This window comes from Metallosphaera yellowstonensis MK1 (assembly GCF_000243315.1).
GTDB lineage: Archaea > Thermoproteota > Thermoprotei_A > Sulfolobales > Sulfolobaceae > Metallosphaera > Metallosphaera yellowstonensis.
Map to the genome: position 1 here is coordinate 338,805 of NZ_JH597770.1, position 19,267 is coordinate 358,071.

The window sequence follows — 19,267 nt, forward strand, 5'->3', positions numbered from 1 at the left end:
CTCAATCAGCTCATCCTCTTCATCATAGATTCATAGTTGGGAAGATCCAGTAGACCGTGGCCACTAAGATTAAACACTATCACCTTTTTCTCGTTCTTTACTCTGGCCTCTCGAGCCTCATCGATCACAGCCTTGATGGCGTGGGAGGACTCTGGCGCAGGTACTATACCTTGGGCCTGGAGGAAAGTCTGTGCTGCCTCAAATATCTCCCTCTCATTGTATTCTCTCCATTTAACTATACCCTCTTTTATTAGCATACTCAATGAGGGAGCGGCCCCGTGGTATCTGAGACCGCCAGAATAGATGGGAGGTGGAACATAATCCTTTCCCAATGTGATCATCTTTATTAGTGGGAGTAAGCCTGCGCTGTCAGGGAAGTCGTAATTATATGTCCCTCTACTAAACTTAGGCACCTCGAAGGAACCTACAGCAATGTATTTTGTGCCCTTTTGAGCCCCTATAAATGGGAAGACGAAACCTCCGAAGTTGCTCCCCCCTCCTACACATCCTATCAGGACATCAGGTTCCTCATCAAGATTCCTCAGCTGGTTAATGGTCTCAAGTCCTATTACGCTCTGATGAAGAACAACTACGTCCAAGACGCTCCCCACGAGATACTTATAACCGTTGGTCATGGCGTACTCAATGGCTTCGCTCATGGCTATTCCAAGTGAACCCGGATGGTCAGGGTTTTGACTTGTGAGCTTTTTCCCATACTCAGTCAAGGAAGTGGGGCTGGAGTACACCTTAGCACCGTAGAGTTGCATAATCGTTCTCCTCTGGGGTTTTTGTTCATAGCTTACCCTCACCATGAATATGGAGGACTCCAGGCCGTACATCCTTGAGGCTAACGCCACTGCGGTTCCCCATTGTCCGGCACCAGTCTCAGTGACCAGATGATTGACCCCTTCCTCCATCGAGAAATAAGCCTGCGGGATTGCCGTGTTAATCTTGTGAGAGCCAGTGGGCGTTGCTCCCTCGAACTTGAAGTAGATCCTAGCAGGGGTACGTAACATTTCCTCTAGTCTTCTGGCCCTCAAGAGAGGGGTGGGCCTCCCTATGTTAATGTACGCCTCCCTCACTTTCTCAGGTATACTGACGAACCTCTCCACCGTGAATTGTTGCCTGAGCACCTCCTTGGGCATTATTCTCTTTAGGAGTTCTATTCTGGAGAACTCGGAATCTGGGGGATCTCGAGGTGGGGGTAAAGGCTTGGGTAGGTCGGGTATTATGTTATACCAATACTTCGGTACTAAATCCTCCTGAAACTCCATTGGTGCATCAAGAACACCGTGTTAGATAAAAGTTTTGGAATCTTATAAACTAATATGTCTCAAAGGATTTGAACTCCCCCGTGTAAGGTTCGATAGAGTGGTTCACCTTGGTCACCACGGCTAAGGGGGGACCCTTCCTAATGTACTGAAGTAGCTTCTCCACGGACTCCTGATAGCCCTCGGCTACCACCTCCACCGTCCCGTCTGGGAGGTTCTTTGCGAACCCCTTGAGCCCTAACCTATTGGCGTGTATCTGAATGAACCTCCTAAAACCCACCCCCTGAACTTCTCCCTCAACTATTGCGTGGAGTCTGACTAGCCCCAAGATACCACCTCAGAGTCGCTCCACCTCTTCATCACTCGGCTAAATCCCTTTCATCACTATATTTTTAACTACACGAGACGCCTAAAAAACCGATGATTAGAGTCGCAGTAGCAGGTCTTGGCAACTGTGCCTCCATGCTTATACAAGGTATAGAGTTCTACAGAAGGAAGGGAGAGAATTATTACGAAGGTCTAATAACTCCTGTTATTGGGGATTACAAGATAACTGATATACAAATAGTTGCGGCGTTTGACGTTTCCAAAAACAAGGTCGGTAAGGATGTCTCAGAGGCTCTGTTCGAGAAACCCAACATAACCCCCAGGATAGTGGACATGGATAGATCGGGCGTTAAGGTATCATTAGGGCCTATTCTAGATGGGGTAGCTCCTCACATGAGGGAGGTCTTTAACCCTGCTGATGGGGGTACTCTGGAGGACGTGGTGAGGATATTGAAGGAGAGTGAGGCAGACATTTTAGTCAACATGCTGCCGGTGGGGAGTGAAAGGGCGTCCAGGATATACGCGGAGGCTGCACTGAGGGCTGGAACTGGATTCATAAATGCCATACCGGTGTTCATAGCCAGTGATCCTTCTGGACAATTCCCAGCAAAGTTTGCTGAAGCCAAGTTACCCCTTGCTGGGGATGATGTCAAAGGCCAGGTAGGAGCCACTATACTTCATAGAAGTTTAACTTCCCTTTTCAGACTAAGAGGAGTAACTGTAGACGAGACGTTCCAACTCAATGTAGGAGGAAACACAGATTTCCTGAACATGAAGACGGAGGAGAGACTCCAGTCCAAGAGAATAAGCAAAACCAGGGCCGTTACGAGCACATTGGAGAAGATGGAGGAGATTGAGACCCAGGGAAAAATAAGGATAGGACCAAGTGACTACGTGCCCTTCTTAGGAAATACTAAGGTCGCATACATATACGTTAAAGGATCCGGTTTCGCTGGAAGGCCAATAAAGGTTGAAGCCAGCCTAGAAGTGGATGACAAGTCAAATTGTGCCGCGGTACTCGTAGACGTCATAAGGGCCGTCAAAGTTGCCAAGGACAGGCGTATAGGTGGACCGCTGAAGGAAGTCTCAGCCTTTTACTTCAAGCATCCTCCGGTACAGGCCAAGGACGATGACGAAGCTTACGAATGGTTCAGGAAGTTCCTCGCTGTGTGAGATCTGCGAGGAAGAGGAGACTTACGGTACCTGTTCCCTTTGCGGAAGGGCAGCTTGTAGAGCCCACATAAAGGATAATATATGCTCTTTATGTAGAATGAGTCTCTGCATGCTGTGCGGTAGAAACCTATCCGTAGGATATTGCCAATCGTGCGGTGCCTTGATCTGTGAAGAGTGTGTGGGCTATTCCAACGGATCTAAAAGAATATGTAAAGTTTGTACTAAGAAATTATAAAAACGGGGTTCAAAGGGGCGGAAGACTCGTGAGGTAAGGATGGATAGCCCCCTTTATACAAAGGGATTTTAAATACCAGCTTGATGCACCTCCTCTCAATGACGATCACCGACTGGATAAGCGTCACCGAGGCACCTCGGTTAAGGCGAGGGTCGATGAGGTGAGTCTCTGCCTCATGAGTAGCCCGTGTGGGTGACGTGGGCTCAACCCCTTCAGGGAGGGAGCGGCCCGCAGCCCCTGTGGAGCCCCGCCCTTCACCTGTGGCCAAACGCTACGGGCAAGGCGGGGGAAGGGAGCAGGAAGCCTCGCCCTCAAGGCGGGGTAGCTCACCTAGCCTTGTTAAGGAGTAACTTCTGTTCGACGCTTGCCACTAGTCTCCTGGTATATATCACCGTGTCAGGATTGATACTTATGCTATCTATTCCCTCTTTTACCAGGAACTCTGCCACCTCAGGGTAGACGCTTGGGGCTTGCCCACATATGGATACAGTTCTACCGTACCTGTGGGCTATCCTTATTAGTCTCCTCATTGATCTGAGCACTGCTGGGTCCCTCTCGTCATAATATCCCATTCTCCCGAGTATCTCCGAATCTCTGTCGACACCAAGAGTGAGTTGTGCCAGATCGTTGCTGCCTATGCTAAAACCGTCAACAATCTTTGCAAACTGGTCAGCCATCATCACTACTGATGGTACTTCAGCCATTATCCACGCTTTGAACTCACCAGTCCTCCTCAACCCCTCTTCCCCCATTATACTCAAAGCCCTCTTGAGCTCCCATGTGGTTCTCACGAACGGGAACATCACCCATACGTTCTTTAGTCCCATTTCCTCCCTGGCCTTCCTTACCGCTCTTACCTCTAGCCTGAAGGCCGGTTCGTATTGAGGACTGATATATCTGGAGACGCCTCTCCAACCTATCATGGGATTCCTCTCCTCTGGTTCGAACTCTTCTCCACCAATTAGATTCCTGTACTCATTGGTCTTGAAATCCGAGAATCTGACCACAACAGGTCTAGGATAGATCGCTGAGGCGACTTTAGCTATTCCCTCAGCCAGTTTATTTACGAACTCCTCAGGTTTTCCTATCTTAATAAGGTAAAGTGGATGATATTTTATCCACTCACTTACAATAAATTCAATCCTCATCAATCCTATTCCGTCAAAGGGTAGATCCAAGTATTTCTCTATCATATCTGGTTGACCCAAATTCATGTAGATCTTAGTTCCAGTTACAGGGTAAAGGCTTAGGAGAACGTCTCTAGACAACCCTGTAAGGCCAGTGGATTGCTGAACTTCATGCCTAGGCTCCTCTGCTATTATCCTTCCCTCGTAAACCACTCCTCTGGTTGCGTCCACTGTTATCTCCTGCCCTGTCCTCAACAGTTTAGTAGCGTCCTTAGTGCCGACTATGGCTGGTATTCCGAGTTCTCTCGACACTATTGCAGCGTGACTCGTTATTCCCCCCTCATCGGTGATTATGGCCGAAGCGACCTTCATTACTGGTACCCAGTCTGGGTCGGTCATTCTAGTGACTAAGATCTCTCCCTTCTTGAACTCTTTAGCGTCCTTTATGTCGAGGAGAACTCTTGCCTTACCCATGGCTATCCCAGGGCTAGCTGCTAATCCTTTAACTATGACCTTCCTTTCACCGGTAGTAGCCGTGACGGGCTCCTGCCGGCTTTGCTTAGAAACCCAGAACGTCTCAGGTCTGGCCTGAACAATGAAAACGTTATCTGGGAACGTGAGATCTCCATCTATTGCCCACTCAATGTCCATTGGAACCTCGTAATGTTTCTCTATCTTTAGTGCTAACTTAGCTAGCTCTATGGCCTCCTCATCCGTTATGCTCGGACTTTCACTTTCTTTACCTTGAATCTCGACCTCCCTATTAGCCTTGAGGTGGGGATCGTAGATTATCTTTAAATTCTTCTTTGAAATTCTTCTATCTACTATCTTCAAATCATGCTTAGAGATAACTACCTCATCTGGAGTCACCATGCCTCCAACCACAGCCTCCCCGAGACCCCAAGACGATTCTATAACAATGAAGTTCCTGTCGCCATTGGCCGGGTTCAGGGTGAACATGACTCCAGAAGATCTCGAATTGACCATCTTTTGAATTACTACCGCCATCTCCACCTTAGATGAGTCTATCCCCTTTGATTTCCTGTACTCGATTGCTCTTTCGTTGAATAAGCTGGCCCAGACTAGCTTGATTTTTTCAAAGAGCTGACTTCTCTCGACATTAAGATAAGTGTCCTGTTGACCTGCAAAGCTAGCACTCTCTATGTCCTCAGCTGTCGCTGAGGATCTGACAGCTACTAGGATTTCCTTACCCACTTGCTTTACTAACTCCTCGTATGCATTTAGTGTAATTTCCTCCAAATCTGGCGGAATTTCAGCAGAAAGGATTAACTGCTTGATCCTAGAGCTCGCTGTGGCAGAGTCCTTCTCTTCTTTCAAAATAGAGATTATCTTTTCCCTCAAATTATTATAATCCAGGAAATATCTATAAGCTTTAGAGGTGAGAACAAAGCCAGGGGGTACTCTGATCCCCTGGCTAAGGAGTTCGCCGAGGTTAGCCCCCTTCCCCCCGACAAGATCTATCATTTCTTTCCTTATGTTAGAGAAAGAAAGGATACCCTCTTCTTTCACGAGTTGAGCAACCAATAAGATATCCCCATAATCATTCCTCCCAGAACCTTAAAAATCTGCTTAGATCATCAAAATGGTAAAAAAGAGAAAAAGGTACTCGTTATAAATTATTTCGAACTGTTACCGTTCTCGGTTTTTTGTGCAGTACTAACAAATGAGGGTAGGTCTGGGAAGTTCTCCTTCATCCTCTGCTCTGCTATCGCGGTGGCCTCTTGGAGGATCTTCCTGGCCTCTGGGCTGGTCGCTGCCTGTTCGACGCTGGCGCCTGTGAAGTCTCCGGCCTCTATTATGACCTCCTGCAACGTCTCTTCTATCTCCATCAAGTCCATGCTTAGCTCTGGCATAACTCCTTTAATGGCATTCTTTAGTTCCCTCACTACGCCTATTACTGGAATGAGACTGCTGAACACATCCGATATTTCAGTCACTGTCTCGAGTCTAAGCTGGACCTGTTCTAGAGCTATCTGAACTCCAATCAATTGCTTCGTGACCTTCCTTATCTCTGCTATCTCATTGGCATACATCGCCGCTCTAGCGTTATCCTTTGACATCTGGGCCGATACTATCCTCTCGAAGAGGACTCTGTCCCTCTCCTGCATTTTAGAGATGTATAACTCCAACCTGTTTACCGTAGTCTTTAGTCTATAATTGGCCATTACCAGTTTATATCTGAGGGGCTGCTTGGGCTTGAGGGAGTTCTTTAGTTTATCTGCAATACTAGGTTCTTGCCTACCGTTCCAGCCCCTAACAAACTCTTCAACCTTACTCGTCATAAGTGCTCTAATGATTCTTATTGTTGTGTGGTTGGGTTTAAGGACTGCGAACTATAATACTTCTTAACCCAAAAGGATAACTATGAGTGAGTTTAGAGCTAGATTAGAGGGGGAGAAACTTATATTAGAATCTATTTCAGGACAGCCTCTCTTTATAAGAGAAATTATAGTGAAATACGCTCTCACAGCCTTATCTCCAGAAAATGAGCGTTTTAGGAGAATAGTATCTGATTCCATTAAGATAGGAAGCAAGCTCTCAAGGCTGGAGATACCTGTGGGCGGTTTGGACGTGGTAGGAGTAGACGTTATTTATACCAGAGGAGACTTCACGCTGAGGGACGAAATACAGATCTGATCTTCTCAAAAATAGGGGTAACCTTTTTTACTACTTCTGGATCACTCCTGACTTCTTCAGGCCACTCTTTACCCATCTCCTCCTTAAACTTCCTTGTGGCATCTATGCCCATTTTGCTCCCCAAGGGGGGATTAGGAACAGTATGATCTAAGGAGTCGTTGAGAACTTGATCCACTATCATGACGTCTCTCTTCGGATCCACTGTTGTAGATATTGCGTAAAGAACCTGGTTCAAGTCATGTACGTTAACGTCGGAATCCACAATAATTATTAGTTTCAGAAAACTTAATTGTCCAGTACCCCACAGAGACATCATTAGTCTCCTAGCCTGTCCAGGATATCTCTTTCTCATGGAGAAGATCCCTATCCCAGTGAACAGTCCGTACTCAGGTAGGTTCATGTCGACGAGATCTGGGATTAGCATCCTCAGGAAAGGAAGGAATATTCGCTCCACTCCTTTTCCGATCCATGCATCCTCCAAGGGAGGCTTGCCCACAGAGGTTACTTGATATATTGGGTTCTCCCTCAAGTAAACTTTTTCCAACCTGAACACCGGGTAGTAGTCTGGGGGAGTATAGTAACCCAAGTGATCTCCAAAAGGTCCCTCAAGCCTGTTATCATTGAGATCCACATATCCTTCTAAGACCGACTCGGCATGTGAAGGGACCAATAGGCCGTTTTCCAACTCAGTGACATCTACTCCTTCTCCCCTTAATATCCCAGCGAAGAGGTACTTATCTAGGCCTGGGGGGACCGGGGAGGCAGAAGTGAAAAGTACCACAGGATCGACACCATTTACTATGGCAACTGGCATCCTGGTTATGCCCTTCTCCAGATATTTAGAGGCTGCTAAGGAACCCCTCTTTAGAGCCTGCCAGTGTATTATTGCCTCGTTCTTGTTAAGGATCTGTATCCTGTAAACGCTCAGGTTATTTACTCCAGTCTCTGGATCCTTAGTTACAACTATGGAGAAGGTCATATACCTTCCTGCGTCCTTGGGCCACGTCTTGGTCGCGGGGATCCTCTCCAAATCGAGTTCGGTCTCCTCAAAGTCAGGTCTCTTGGATCTTGGGGAATACCTACCCAACTTCAGGACGGATGGTAATGATTTCACCTTATCCAAGAAGGTGATGGGGAGCTCTCCGAATGTGGAGAGGAACTCCTTGGAGATCCCCTCAAGGTCTGTGGTTCCGAAAATATCGTACATGGAGTCCATGGAGTAGAAAACGTTGGTCAAAACTTTCCACTCCTCAAAGCCCCTCACCCGCTTGAATAGTAAAGGAGGTAAGTGAGCGTACGTGGCCATTCTTCCCAACTCAGCTATCTCTAGGTCGACGCTAACCTCGTCGTCCACTTCCACTAGGAGCCCCTTCCTCCTCAAATGATCTAAGTAGTGTCGTAGATCCCTAAATACCACGTGCCTGAAGAGTACATAAAGCTTAAATTTTTTCGCAAACGTGAGATGCGTGGCTGGTGACTTCCAGTTGGAAACAGTCTAGAAGGTTTCATGCGGTGTATGGACTGTGGTTTTGAGTCTGAACTAGATCAGAAGTTGATTACGTGTCCCAGATGTGGAGGGATCCTCGAAATCAACGTTGTACTCCCTCGGGATTTCTCCTTCTCCAAACTTAGAGGGAGAGGAGTATGGAGGTACTCCGACGCCATAGCTGGCGAATACAGGAAGATAGTGACCATAAATGAAGGAGGTACTCCGCTAATAAGGTCGAGACAAGGCAACGTTTACTTTAAGTTTGAGGGGGCTAATCCTACGGGAAGCTTTAAGGACCGCGGAATGACAGTAGCGATAAGCTCGGCAGTAAATAAGGGCTATAAGATCGTCATTGCAGCCTCAACCGGTAACACCGCAGCGTCCGCGGCAGCGTACTCCGCCAGGGCAGGATTAAGAATATACTTAGTTCTCCCTAAAGAGAAGGTTGCCATAGGAAAGCTGGCCCAATCGATCTTATACGGGGCTACTATACTGGAGGTAGACGGTAGTTTCGACGTCGGAATGAAAGCGGTGATGAAATTGTACAGGGAGATGGGGACAGTATATCCCCTAAATTCCTTCAACCCGTGGAGGTTGGAGGGACAGAAGACCCTTGCCTATGAGATCGCAGAAGAAATAGGTAGCCCAGACGTCGTCTTAGTCCCTGTAGGGAACGCTGGGAACATTTATGCCATCTGGAAGGGATTTAAGGAACTACTCGAGTCAGGCGTCATATCCAAGATGCCCAGGATGATAGGGGTACAAGCTGAGGGTGCGTCACCGATAGCTAGGGCTGTAATTAACAATCTGGACGAGCCTACCTTCACAGATAACCCAGAAACTGTAGCTACAGCAATAAGAATTGGAAGGCCAGTAAATTGGAAGAAGGCAATTAAGGCCATAAAGGAGTCCAAGGGAACCGCACTTTACGTTAGCGATAACGAGATATTGGGGGCTCAAAGGGAACTCGCGAGAATGGAAGGTATAGGAGCAGAGCCTGCCTCTGCCGCTTCCTACGCTGGTTACAAGAGAGCTCTCCAAGCTGGGCTCGTGGATAAGGACGAGATCGCCGTTAACGTCTTGACAGGACATGCCCTGAAGGATCCAGATTCCATGATAAAGTCTGGGGCAAGGCGTATAGTGGTTAACCCAGACTACTTGGGAGATATAATCCTGGGTGATCTGAATGCCGATAGTTAAGATAGGAGGGTCCATACAAAAGGATGAAAAGGACTTCGACCTAATAGCGGAGAGGGTAAGATTATACTCTACCTCCCCTGAAAAGACCGTTGTAGTAACTTCAGCCATAAAGGGAGTAACAAACGAACTGATAAGGGCAACGGAGAACAGAGACAAGGCAGTAGACATAGTAGGAGAAATATACGATAGACACGTGAAGTTACTCTCCAAGACCGTAGACATCAAGGAATTCGAGAGCGCTTTCAGGGACCTTTCTAAGCTGGCAGATGAACTCTTCAGGATAGCCTGGTCTATAAGGGTCCTTGATGAGATGTCGCCCAGGGTCAGGGATTACATACTCTCCTTCGGGGAGAGGATGTCAAGCGTCCTCATGGGAGCTGTTCTCAAAAGCAGAGGTCTCGATGCTGTCAGTTACCCTGAACCTACCTTAATTACAGATGACATGTTCGGTGAGGCTAAGGTAATTGAGAACCTTTCATCTGAGGGGTCTAAGAAACTCCTGAGCATGAATAGCAGGATAGTTGTGGTACCAGGGTTCATAGGAAAAACTAAAGACGAGAGATACACGACTGTAGGGAGAGGAGGCAGTGACTACACTGCGACTCTCTTGGGCAAACTGCTCGGAATTAGACAAGTTAGGTTGATTACCGAAGTACCTGGGATAATGACTGCAGACCCCAGAAAGTTTGAGGGAGCGAAAACTATTCCCAGGCTCTCCTTGGAAGAGGCAATGGAACTGGCTCAAATGGGTGCAAAGAGGCTTCACCCAAGGACCTTTGAACCCATGTTAGATAGTGATATAGAAGTCTACATTGAGGGACTCTATGACACTGGACATACTTTGGTTAAAGGTACCTGCAACGAAGAGGACGACCTCAAGGGCATAGCTACCCTGGAGAACCTGAAGATGATCTCTGTTGAGAGCAGTAAGATAGTGGGTAAGGTCGGGTCAGCCGCCACAGTGATGGAAGAGGTGAGAAATGCTGGAGTTAACATTGTATCTCTGTCTCAGCCCGCCTCAGAGACCACAATTCACATAGTAGTCGACTCCGATAACTCCAGTAAGCTGATACCTAGACTCCAGTCAATAAGAGACATAGATACTGTAGAAGTTCAGGATGTAAGCTCAGTTAGTGTAGTAGGATGCGGATTGAGGAGGAAGGAAACCTTCATGAAGGTTCTAAAGCACGCTTCCTCTTTCGAGATCATGGCTATATCCCGCGGACTGAGGAACGTTAGTGCCACCTTCGTGGTGAGGAAGGATGAAGGTTTTAACCTGGCAAAGGAGTTACACGGGGTGATAGTGGGATGGACAAGCTGAGGGTATCCCTCCTGGGCTCAACCGGAATGGTAGGCCAAAAGATGGTGAGACTCCTCTCGTCTCACCCTTTCATAGAGCTGGCCAAAGTGAGTGCCTCTCCAAACAAGGTAGGGAAGAAATACAAAGAAGCAGTTAAGTGGATAGAGGAGGGAGAGATCCCGGAAGCTGCTCAAGACCTCACGGTCGTGTCGACAAGCCCTGAGGATCACAGGGATGTGGATGTTGTTCTCTCTGCCCTCCCTAACGAGCTAGCTGAGGATGTGGAACTGAAATTGGTGAGAGAAGGGATAACTGTGGTCTCCAACTCCAGTCCATTTAGGATGGACCCTGAGATCCCTCTAATAAACCCGGAGATTAACTGGGAGCATCTGAGGCTACTGGAGACCCAAAGACAGAAGAGAGGGTGGAAGGGATTAATGGTGAAGAATCCCAACTGCACTGCAGCGATCCTGAGCATGCCTCTTAAGCCTCTCCTAAAATACGGACTGAATAAGTTAGTTATAACTACTCTTCAAGCGGTGAGTGGTGCGGGCTATAACGGTCTTCCCTTCATGTCCATAGGTAACAATGTAATACCATATATTAAGGGTGAGGAGGATAAGATACCCAAGGAGTCAGGGAAAATGTTGGGAGAACTTCAAGGAGATAAGATAGCTTACGTTAAACTGGACGCTGTGGTCACCGCAACCAGAGTGCCTGTGAAGGTAGGCCACATGGGTGTAGTGACTGCGTTGTTTAACTCCCCGGTTAATGCAGAAGAGGTCAGAAAGGAATTAATGAACTTCGGGGCATTTCCACAGGATCGAAACCTCCCCACAGCCCCCAAGCATCCAATTAGAGTCCTTGAAGGCGAGGATAGACCTCAACCTGAGATTGACGTTAAGGCCGAGGGAGGAATGGCGGTAAGTGTCGGGCGTATAAGACAGGAGGGTGACTCCATAAGATTCGTAGTCTTAGGGGATAACCTAGTAAGGGGGGCAGCTGGTATAACCATACTCACCCTCGAGGTAATGAGAGAGCTAGGTTACATATGAAGTTAGACCTTCACGTACACTCCTTTTTCAGTGATGGAAGGGAGAGCCCTAAAGTCCTCGTGGAATATGCACGGAAGTTAGATGTTATCATAGCCCTGACGGATCACGACACTAGTAAGGGAGTTAAGTGTGTGGAGGGCAGAGTGATTCCAGGACAGGAGGTGACTACACGAGAAGGGCACGTAGTTATCCTGTGTGATTTTCCTCCAGATCCTCCAACCCAACTGGAATCGCTAACGGATTACAGTAGGGAAAACTCGTGTGTGATTTTCCCTTCTCATCCCTTCGACACATTTAGAAAGGGAATTGGCAGATCGGTTTTTGAGTATAAGTTTGATGCGGTGGAGATCTTTAACTCAAAGGCACCAGGGTGGGCAAACAAGAGAGCCCTTGAGGCGTCGCTTAAGCTGAACCTACCTGGATTGGCCAACAGTGACGCCCACGTTAAGGAGGCTTTGGGTTCAGCCTATAATCTAATTGAGATAAACGAGGTGAAACCCTCCATGATCCTTGAGGAAATTAGGAAGGGTAGAGTCAAGCCAGTTGAGGTAGGACTGAAGGCAAATGCTAAGTTAAAGATTATAGAGTGGTCAATTATAAGGAGACTGGGCCTTGAGAAGAATACCGGCGGAGCTCTGCGTTAGGTGTAAAGGGGCGAAATTCCTCTGCGGTCTAACTAGCTGTCCGATCTTGGAAAGATTTAGAGCTGTAACCAATGCCGCTTCAAAAGTAAGGTTAGATGTGGGATTGCTTCAGGGCTCCACCCCACCTAGTGTCATTGTAGGAGAGAAAGGTTACCCTAAGGTGTCTCTCTCCTTTAACGTTGCCCCAGAGGTTGTAGGGGAACAGGCAAGACTATATGAAGATCCGGCGGGATGGTGGGGAAGGGCTTCCCTTCACGATATCATCAACTACAGGTCATCACTGGTATCTAACTTCTCTATGTATAGAATAAATGATGTCTGGAAGCTTTACGAAAGGGAGATATCACTTGCTACGATCTCAGAGAGACCTGTGTTATCGGAGAGTAAAGTTACGGGCAAACTTGAGACTAAGCTTAAGTTTGACGGAATAGTCATGCCCAGGGGTCCTACAATTAAAGCTGATGATATAAGGGTAACTGAGAATCCCAAGGTACCTAAGATCCTCGATAGGTTAATCAATGACGATGTGAAGGCTAATGATGCAGTGTTGACCCTTTACAGAGGGGGAGAGGATGTATATAGGGTCGTGAGTGCGCTCTCCACAGGACTGCTGGGAACTCTGAAGAACAGAAAACTAGTTCCTACCAGGTGGGCAATAACTGCGGTAGACAGCATAGTAGGTGACTCACTTCTGAAGGAGGTCAGGGACTTACCTTGGGTCTCAGAGACGTCAGTTTTCTTTCAGGGTTACTTGGGTAATTACTTCCACATAATAATCTATCCGTCCTCGTTTTTCTCCACGTGGGTTGAGATCTGGTATCCCACTTCACTCTGGGCTGGGGAGCTCACGATCACAGACCTGAGCGAGGACTACTGGGGTAAATACGGCACGCTTGATGGAGGCTACATGGCTGCTAGGCTCGCTGCCCTTGAGTACTTGACCAAGATTCGAAGGTCGGCTGGAGTAATGATAATAAGAGAAGTAACAGGCGAGTACTTTGCTCCCGTAGGAAATTGGCACATAAGAGAGACCGTGAGGAGAGCGTTCAACAATAGACTTGGTAGCTTTCAAGGATTAGGAGAGGCGCTCGACTTAGTCCAAGGGAGGCTAAAAGATGGAAGGGTTAAACTAAGGGAGATAAGGGCTATCAAGAGAGTATTAAATCAGACGAGGATTGACTCCTTTTTCGACTCTTAAAAGAGGAGGGAGAACACCGACATGGCAGTGTAGAGCCTATTCTCAGCTTGATCCCAGACTCTGCTCCTCTTCCCGTCTATCACAGACTGTTCTACTTCCTCTCCCCTCACCGCTGGGAGACAATGCATGAATATTGAGTCCTCGGAGGTGTAACGCATGAGGTCCTCGGTAACTCTGTAATTAGAAAGTAGCTCTCTTCTCCTCTGGGCTTCAGCCTCTTGACCCATACTCACCCACACGTCTGTATATACCACCGAGACACCCCTGACGGCCTGATACGGATCCTCGAAGAACTCTATTATTGCACCTGTCTTATCTGCCTCATCCTCTATTCTCCTCATTACGTCTTGTCTAGGCCTCAGTTCCTTGGGGGAGGCTATCCTCAGCTCCAAGCCCATCTTAGCCGTAAAGGCCATTAGACTAACTAAAACGTTGTCGCCTCCATCCCCCACAAAGGCCATAGGTCTCTTGAGGGTACCGAATGTCTCCCTTATGGTCATGAAGTCCGTTAGGGCCTGAAGAGGATGAGAGAGGTCGCTCAATAGATTCACCACAGGTCTTCCTGAATATTGGGCGAGCTTTACCAAACTCTCGTGTCTCAGCACACGGGCCCCAATGCCGTGGACCATCCTCCCCAAGACCCTCGCCGTGTCCTCTATTGGCTCTCCTCTAGAGAGCTGGATATCGTTCTTAGTGAGTACCACTGTAGTACCCCCCAGCATCGTCACTGCCAACTCGGAGCTCACCCTCGTCCTGGTGCTAGGTTTCTCAAAGAGGAGGGCGATCCTCTTGCCATCCAGGGACTTAGGAATGGAATTTATGAGAACCCTCTCCTTCATCGAGAAGGAGACGTCGAGCATCTTCTGAATCTCCCAAGAGTCGAAGTCTAGAAGGCAGAGTAGACTTTTACCTTTTAACATCGTTTTTAAGTGAATGGTACAGAATTAAAAGTATGAGCGGGATCTCGGCCCTTGAGGAGACGACCAGGCCAAAACAGGGAAATAGGCCTAGTTACGATGAGGCTCACGTTGTCTGGGCGCTGAATCTAATAGGCTCTGAACCGCCTTTGGGTAGACTCTCGCTTATGAAAAGGTTAGGACTAGGGGAGGCTTCCGTGAAAACAATGCTCAAAAGGTTAAGGGAGTCGGGTCTGATCAAAGTGGATCGTGTCGGTGGGGCCGAGCTCACTGATAAGGGGAAGTCCATCGTCGAGGAGTGGAAGAGGGACGTAACGATATCCACTTCAACCATCAACTCTCTCGGGTGGGACGGAGTCAAGGTAGTCATAAGGAAAGGAGAGCGTTTGGTAACTAGGCTAGGGGTGATAAACCTAAGAGACTCCATAATCAGGCTGGGAGCAGAAGCGGTACTGATTGTGGTTAAGACTCAGACTGGAGTGGAGATACCTCCCAAGACCGAGGAGTTCACCATAAGGTCTCTCCTGGACGAAGTGAAGAGGGATACAGAGTATGTTTCCCCTGGGGACTTAATCGTCTATTTGATTCCAAAGGACTTACACTTGGCATATAAGGTGGGGCTGTATCTCCTGAGCCATGAGGATAGGACTGATAATTAACCCGTTTGCTGGGGCTGGAGGAAGAATAGGACATAAGGGTAGTGATGACCTGAGAATTGAGAATCCAGAGCTCCGCGCTAGAGTGAGCAGGTTCCTCTCTACTGCCCCAGAAGGGCTTTACCTAGTTCCCAGAGGGAAAATGGGAGAGTATTTTGTGGTCAACTCAGGAAAGGAATATCGCCTACTGAGATCTGGGAGGGACGACTCCACGAGAGAGGACACCATAAGGGCGGTGAGGGAGCTGAGATCAACAGGGGTAGATATAATAGTTTTCGCAGGAGGAGACGGTACAGCTAGGGATGTGGCTGAAGCGTTGGAGAGTAGCGAGATACCTATCCTAGGAGTCCCAACAGGAGTGAAGATGCACAGTGGAGTTTTTGCCTCTACTCCTGAGGCAGCTGGGATTCTCCTGAAGTATTTTGAGCAGGGTAGAACTGAAATCACGAGGGGAGAGATATTGGACATCGATGAAGACGCATATAGGAGAGGTGAATATATTGTTAGGCTATATTATATTGTAAATACAATAAAATTCCAAAATCTCTTAGTCAGTGGTAAGGAGGAGTACAGTTTCCAGGAGGATCTAAACGAGATTGCCCAGTATTTTCTCGACGAGTTCCTCAAAGAGGACGTATATTACGTTCTGGGGCCTGGGGCCACGGTTAAGTCCATTGAGAAGATGTTAGGTTACTATCCCAACTTTTTGAGTACAGATCTGTTTCTAGGGAGAAAGCCTATAAAATTTAATGTAAATTACCAAGACCTTTTGAGATTAACCGGGGAGTTAAACCCCGTGAAACTTGTGCTCACCCCGATAGGAGGTCAAGGCTTCGTGATAGGCAGAGGGAACCAGGAGATAGGGCCCGGAGTCCTGACGAGGGTTTCTAGAGACGATATAGTGATTCTGTCATCTCGCATTAAGCTGTCCAAGATAGAGTGCCTCAGGTTTGATACTGGTTCTCCAGACCTAGACAGGAAATATGAGGGAGTGTATAAGGTGATTGTAGGATATGATCAGTTCATGGCCGTCAGAACGTGTAGTATCACTTAGCCAAAAATTCATGATATTACTCACGGGACAATTTCACTATATCATTAAATAAAGAAAGACTACAAAGGATTTCCGTGAAAGACGAAGAGGCCCACATTGACCTTCAGGGACAGGAACGTGCCGAGTATAAGGGGTCTCCTAGGTCCAAATTAATGGAGGCCATCCTGGTACTCCTCCACGCAAGACCTTTGAGGACCTCGGAGATAGCCTCTAATCTAGGTTATGATACTAAATATGTGAGCAGTTATCTAAGTTACTGGAGAAAAAAGGGCCTCGTTTATCAAGAGGGGGGAAGGTGGTACTTGACCCCCCAAGGGGAGGGAACAGCGGTATCGGTGTTAGAGTCGTTCTCCAACTCTAGGTTCAAGGAGATGCTGGTCATAGCAAAACAGATGCTCTCTGGAAATGTTAGAGACTCAATAAACCACAAAGATGAACAAAGGAGAAAAGACTCGGAGAAGGAAGTTTTGTCGTTTATTGAGTCAAAAACCAGATCTAACCTCAATAAATCACAAAAGAGGGATCCCACGGTTTGTCTAAACGAGATAACCGCAAAGTTAACTGAGGAAGAAAAAGAAATTCTTTTATTCTTATTAGAAAGATATAAACAATGGGGATCTACCTACGTCTACTTAGATCAGCTTCAAGAGGAATACAAGGCAGATATGGGGTGGCTCTTCAAGGTCATCCGTTCCCTGCAGACCAAGCGGTTAATGTACCTCTACAACGATCCTAAACTTGGCTTTAGGGTCGGCTTTTCTCAGAACCTAAAGAGACTTCTGGAGAAGTGTGAGTAGAGGCTTCAAGATCTAAAGGTCACGTGATCTAGTCGTTTCATGAAGGCGGGTTTGTGTTAATATTTCCTCTACAGGGTCTGCCTTCTTTTGTTTTAATGTGATTTGATTCAGGATAGTTTATACAAACCGAGAATGTTTTCGTGACGTCATTTTGACAAAAAAGGGAGCTGAAGTAGTAGTAATGTATATAACTGATAGTTAGGGAAAGATGGTTAAACAAGAGGTGTAATAATTTGTCATCACCAAACAAATCCATAAAGATGTCAGAGGAAGAGATCGATAAGGCTTTACAAAAGGCCGAAAAGGAGGCGGAGAAGAAGGATCACAAGAAGATCTGGGTAGAAAAAATGGTGAAGAGTGCTAAAACCTATTACAAAGTTTGTCCGTACTTTGATAAGAAGACTTCAAAGTGCTTCCTGTCGCTCAATAATAAATGTAATAGAGACGGAAAATACGAGAATTGTCCAGTATTTATGGACTTTCTGGACACTAAATATCAAGAGTTTACGTCCAAAAAGAAGATACTTCCATTGGACTTTCTAGATCTGGCGCAGTCAGTGTGATAAGGTGAGGCGTGACCTTCAAAGTGGCCAGGAAGAAAAGAGAGGAAGAAGAGGAGGAATCGTCTGGAGAGGAGGCAGGAGCCAAGAAGAGTAAGAAGGAGAAATACGTAGATCCGGAAAAACTCCTAGAAGAGTACTTGGAAGAAGTAAAGCTTGGCCTTAACTTATCCTATCTCAACCTCGATAGGGACGTCTTCAGGGATATAATAAAGGAGCCCTTCATTGCTGCGGTGGGTCAGGTTAAGACAAAGCCTAAGGTGAGAACCATAGTCAATAGGCTTAACGCTTCTGGGGACGCTTTGCTTGAGTATATCGCAGCCAAGCTACTCCAGACCATCTCCTTGAGCAAGATGAGCGATGAGCAGTTTGAATTCGTGGTTTACCATGTGGGGAAATTAGTGAACGAGTTGGCTGCGACGCTCTATGCAGAAGCCAAGAGGAGGAATAGGCCAGATCTTATAGACTTTATGAGGAGTTTATGGAACCAATCCAGCTCCCTGAGGTCTCCAGTCACCTGTCCCAAATGCGGGTTCAGGGCAATAATGCCGGACCTGAGTTGTAAGGTATGTGGTTACGTGATGCAAATGAGGGAGTTGAAAGACAACCTGCACCTCATGGAGCAACTAAAGGATATGGCCTCCACTAATCCCGAGGAGTTTAAGGAGATAGTGAGTTCTGGCTACCTCTTTTACGGAAGTTTGGGTCCCTCTGCCCCATCTAGGTTTAAGGCTGAAAGTGGCGGAATTTACTACGAGGTAATCCTCACTGCACAAGAGAAAGATCAACTTCGCAAGCTTTACAGTAGTCTCCAGCAGAGATGATGGCTCCACACCTCCTACATCTCGGGAACAATCTCGTGAGCTCCTCCACAGACGGGGAGAACGTGTGAAAGACCTCGTTATCAGGGAACCTATCATGAGACCAAGACAGGATGGAGTCGAACAAGGAATCCCCTGTGATTAACCGGGGAGTTAACTCGGAGAAACCCCTCAGCTCGGTGTAGGGGGTGTTGTAAAGTAAATTCAGGACGGTCTTTTCTCCCACGTTCACCCTAAGACCGTAAAGGTTTAGGTAAGCTCCATTTAAGGATCGAGTGGAGGAATAGATAAGATATGCTAAGTAGAAGTCTGCAGTGAGAGGGAAGACAAAGTATCTGTTTTCAGACTCCAGAACTTTAACAACCAGCTCGTGGATGGTGGAGTTAATATCAGGTTCACCAGTTATTACCTCTTTCCTGAGGGATACGTTACAGGGCTCACATACTTTTCTTATCAGATTTGCAAGGATCTCCCCAACCCCTGAATAGAACTCAGGTGACAGTATGGTGAGTGATGAATTCCTGAGATCTACTCCACTCCTCACTAGATTCCTTTTTACCCTATGTATGATCTCATCTCTGGAGCACCTCAAACACATTGGTTTACCGCTAATCAATAACGAGAATTCGTTTCCGCACTTAATGCACTTCACGTTATTGGTCATGTATATCGTTTGGCAAATTAAACTTTCTGAAGGACTCTTAGGTCGCTGGCCCTTGCAAGGGCCTTAATTTAGAGATCAGCAAAATTTATATATAAGCGATCTGAATGGACACCAGAAAAGG

General features: G+C 47.1%; 19 protein-coding genes. 12 read left to right on the top strand and 7 right to left on the bottom strand.

Annotated features, from left to right (window positions below; translation table 11 throughout):
- Window positions 1-5: 5 nt before the first annotated feature.
- Together METMK1DRAFT_RS12650 and METMK1DRAFT_RS12655 are read right to left on the bottom strand one after the other, a co-directional pair.
- Window positions 6-1,274, bottom strand: coding sequence for a TrpB-like pyridoxal phosphate-dependent enzyme (locus tag METMK1DRAFT_RS12650; RefSeq protein ID WP_009074776.1), 1,269 nt, complete (start codon window positions 1,272-1,274; stop codon window positions 6-8).
- 49 nt (window positions 1,275-1,323) lie between these two features.
- Complete coding sequence (locus tag METMK1DRAFT_RS12655; RefSeq protein ID WP_009074777.1) at window positions 1,324-1,599, bottom strand: acylphosphatase; 276 nt, start codon at window positions 1,597-1,599, stop codon at window positions 1,324-1,326.
- A gap of 92 nt (window positions 1,600-1,691) precedes the next feature.
- On the opposite strand from METMK1DRAFT_RS12655, the gene METMK1DRAFT_RS12660 reads away from it, so the two are divergent.
- Complete coding sequence (locus METMK1DRAFT_RS12660; RefSeq protein WP_009074778.1) at window positions 1,692-2,771, top strand: inositol-3-phosphate synthase; 1,080 nt, start codon at window positions 1,692-1,694, stop codon at window positions 2,769-2,771.
- Between the two features lie 561 nt (window positions 2,772-3,332).
- Here METMK1DRAFT_RS12660 and ppsA read toward each other — a convergent pair.
- Both ppsA and cdvB1/B2 read right to left on the bottom strand, forming a co-directional pair.
- Complete coding sequence (gene ppsA / locus METMK1DRAFT_RS12665; protein ID WP_009074780.1) at window positions 3,333-5,678, bottom strand: pyruvate, water dikinase; 2,346 nt, start codon at window positions 5,676-5,678, stop codon at window positions 3,333-3,335.
- Between the two features lie 92 nt (window positions 5,679-5,770).
- Window positions 5,771-6,436, bottom strand: a complete 666-nt coding sequence (gene cdvB1/B2 / locus METMK1DRAFT_RS12670; RefSeq protein WP_009074782.1) for a cell division protein CdvB1/B2 — start codon at window positions 6,434-6,436, stop codon at window positions 5,771-5,773.
- An 82-nt stretch (window positions 6,437-6,518) separates the two neighbouring features.
- Between cdvB1/B2 and METMK1DRAFT_RS12675 the strand changes: the two genes are divergently transcribed.
- Complete coding sequence (locus tag METMK1DRAFT_RS12675; protein ID WP_009074784.1) at window positions 6,519-6,791, top strand: hypothetical protein; 273 nt, start codon at window positions 6,519-6,521, stop codon at window positions 6,789-6,791.
- Here the strand turns inward: METMK1DRAFT_RS12675 and METMK1DRAFT_RS12680 are convergent.
- Window positions 6,763-8,208 carry a UbiD family decarboxylase gene (locus tag METMK1DRAFT_RS12680; RefSeq protein ID WP_009074786.1) on the bottom strand — a complete coding sequence of 482 codons (1,446 nt, stop codon included), beginning with the start codon at window positions 8,206-8,208 and terminating at the stop codon, window positions 6,763-6,765. The genes METMK1DRAFT_RS12675 and METMK1DRAFT_RS12680 overlap by 29 nt on opposite strands.
- Before the next feature lie 90 nt (window positions 8,209-8,298).
- Here METMK1DRAFT_RS12680 and thrC point away from each other — a divergent pair, with 90 nt between their 5' ends.
- From thrC to METMK1DRAFT_RS12705, 5 genes are read left to right on the top strand one after another with little or no spacing between them, the layout of a single operon-like run.
- The gene (gene thrC, locus METMK1DRAFT_RS12685) at window positions 8,299-9,480 is read left to right on the top strand and encodes a threonine synthase (protein ID WP_048088011.1); all 1,182 of its coding nucleotides are present in this window, start codon (window positions 8,299-8,301) and stop codon (window positions 9,478-9,480) included.
- Window positions 9,467-10,801: an aspartate kinase gene (locus METMK1DRAFT_RS12690; RefSeq protein ID WP_009074790.1), complete on the top strand. Its 1,335-nt coding sequence runs from the start codon at window positions 9,467-9,469 to the stop codon at window positions 10,799-10,801. Before thrC ends, METMK1DRAFT_RS12690 begins: the two co-directional genes overlap by 14 nt.
- Window positions 10,789-11,835 (top strand): aspartate-semialdehyde dehydrogenase, encoded by a 1,047-nt coding sequence (gene asd, locus METMK1DRAFT_RS12695; RefSeq protein WP_009074793.1) that lies wholly within the window; start codon window positions 10,789-10,791, stop codon window positions 11,833-11,835. Before METMK1DRAFT_RS12690 ends, asd begins: the two co-directional genes overlap by 13 nt.
- Window positions 11,832-12,479 carry a PHP-associated domain-containing protein gene (locus METMK1DRAFT_RS12700; RefSeq protein ID WP_009074795.1) on the top strand — a complete coding sequence of 216 codons (648 nt, stop codon included), beginning with the start codon at window positions 11,832-11,834 and terminating at the stop codon, window positions 12,477-12,479. The genes asd and METMK1DRAFT_RS12700 overlap by 4 nt, the downstream gene beginning before the upstream one ends.
- Window positions 12,448-13,677: an Nre family DNA repair protein gene (locus METMK1DRAFT_RS12705; RefSeq protein WP_009074797.1), complete on the top strand. Its 1,230-nt coding sequence runs from the start codon at window positions 12,448-12,450 to the stop codon at window positions 13,675-13,677. The genes METMK1DRAFT_RS12700 and METMK1DRAFT_RS12705 overlap by 32 nt, the downstream gene beginning before the upstream one ends.
- Here the strand turns inward: METMK1DRAFT_RS12705 and argF are convergent.
- Window positions 13,674-14,597, bottom strand: coding sequence for an ornithine carbamoyltransferase (gene argF / locus METMK1DRAFT_RS12710; protein WP_009074799.1), 924 nt, complete (start codon window positions 14,595-14,597; stop codon window positions 13,674-13,676). The two genes, METMK1DRAFT_RS12705 and argF, sit on opposite strands and share 4 nt — an antisense overlap.
- Before the next feature lie 32 nt (window positions 14,598-14,629).
- Here argF and METMK1DRAFT_RS12715 point away from each other — a divergent pair, with 32 nt between their 5' ends.
- The 5 genes from METMK1DRAFT_RS12715 (at window position 14,630) to METMK1DRAFT_RS12735 (ending at window position 18,485) form a co-directional block, all read left to right on the top strand.
- Window positions 14,630-15,253: a DUF4443 domain-containing protein gene (locus METMK1DRAFT_RS12715; RefSeq protein WP_009074801.1), complete on the top strand. Its 624-nt coding sequence runs from the start codon at window positions 14,630-14,632 to the stop codon at window positions 15,251-15,253.
- Window positions 15,231-16,304 (top strand): ATP-NAD kinase family protein, encoded by a 1,074-nt coding sequence (locus tag METMK1DRAFT_RS12720; RefSeq protein ID WP_009074803.1) that lies wholly within the window; start codon window positions 15,231-15,233, stop codon window positions 16,302-16,304. The genes METMK1DRAFT_RS12715 and METMK1DRAFT_RS12720 overlap by 23 nt, the downstream gene beginning before the upstream one ends.
- A gap of 74 nt (window positions 16,305-16,378) precedes the next feature.
- Window positions 16,379-17,101, top strand: a complete 723-nt coding sequence (locus METMK1DRAFT_RS12725) for a helix-turn-helix domain-containing protein (RefSeq protein ID WP_009074805.1) — start codon at window positions 16,379-16,381, stop codon at window positions 17,099-17,101.
- A gap of 260 nt (window positions 17,102-17,361) precedes the next feature.
- Window positions 17,362-17,664 (top strand): hypothetical protein, encoded by a 303-nt coding sequence (locus METMK1DRAFT_RS12730; protein ID WP_009074807.1) that lies wholly within the window; start codon window positions 17,362-17,364, stop codon window positions 17,662-17,664.
- 11 nt (window positions 17,665-17,675) lie between these two features.
- Window positions 17,676-18,485: a hypothetical protein gene (locus tag METMK1DRAFT_RS12735; protein WP_245544645.1), complete on the top strand. Its 810-nt coding sequence runs from the start codon at window positions 17,676-17,678 to the stop codon at window positions 18,483-18,485.
- Here the strand turns inward: METMK1DRAFT_RS12735 and METMK1DRAFT_RS12740 are convergent.
- Window positions 18,427-19,134: a hypothetical protein gene (locus METMK1DRAFT_RS12740; protein WP_245544646.1), complete on the bottom strand. Its 708-nt coding sequence runs from the start codon at window positions 19,132-19,134 to the stop codon at window positions 18,427-18,429. The genes METMK1DRAFT_RS12735 and METMK1DRAFT_RS12740 overlap by 59 nt on opposite strands.
- Between the last annotated feature and the right edge of the window lie 133 nt (window positions 19,135-19,267).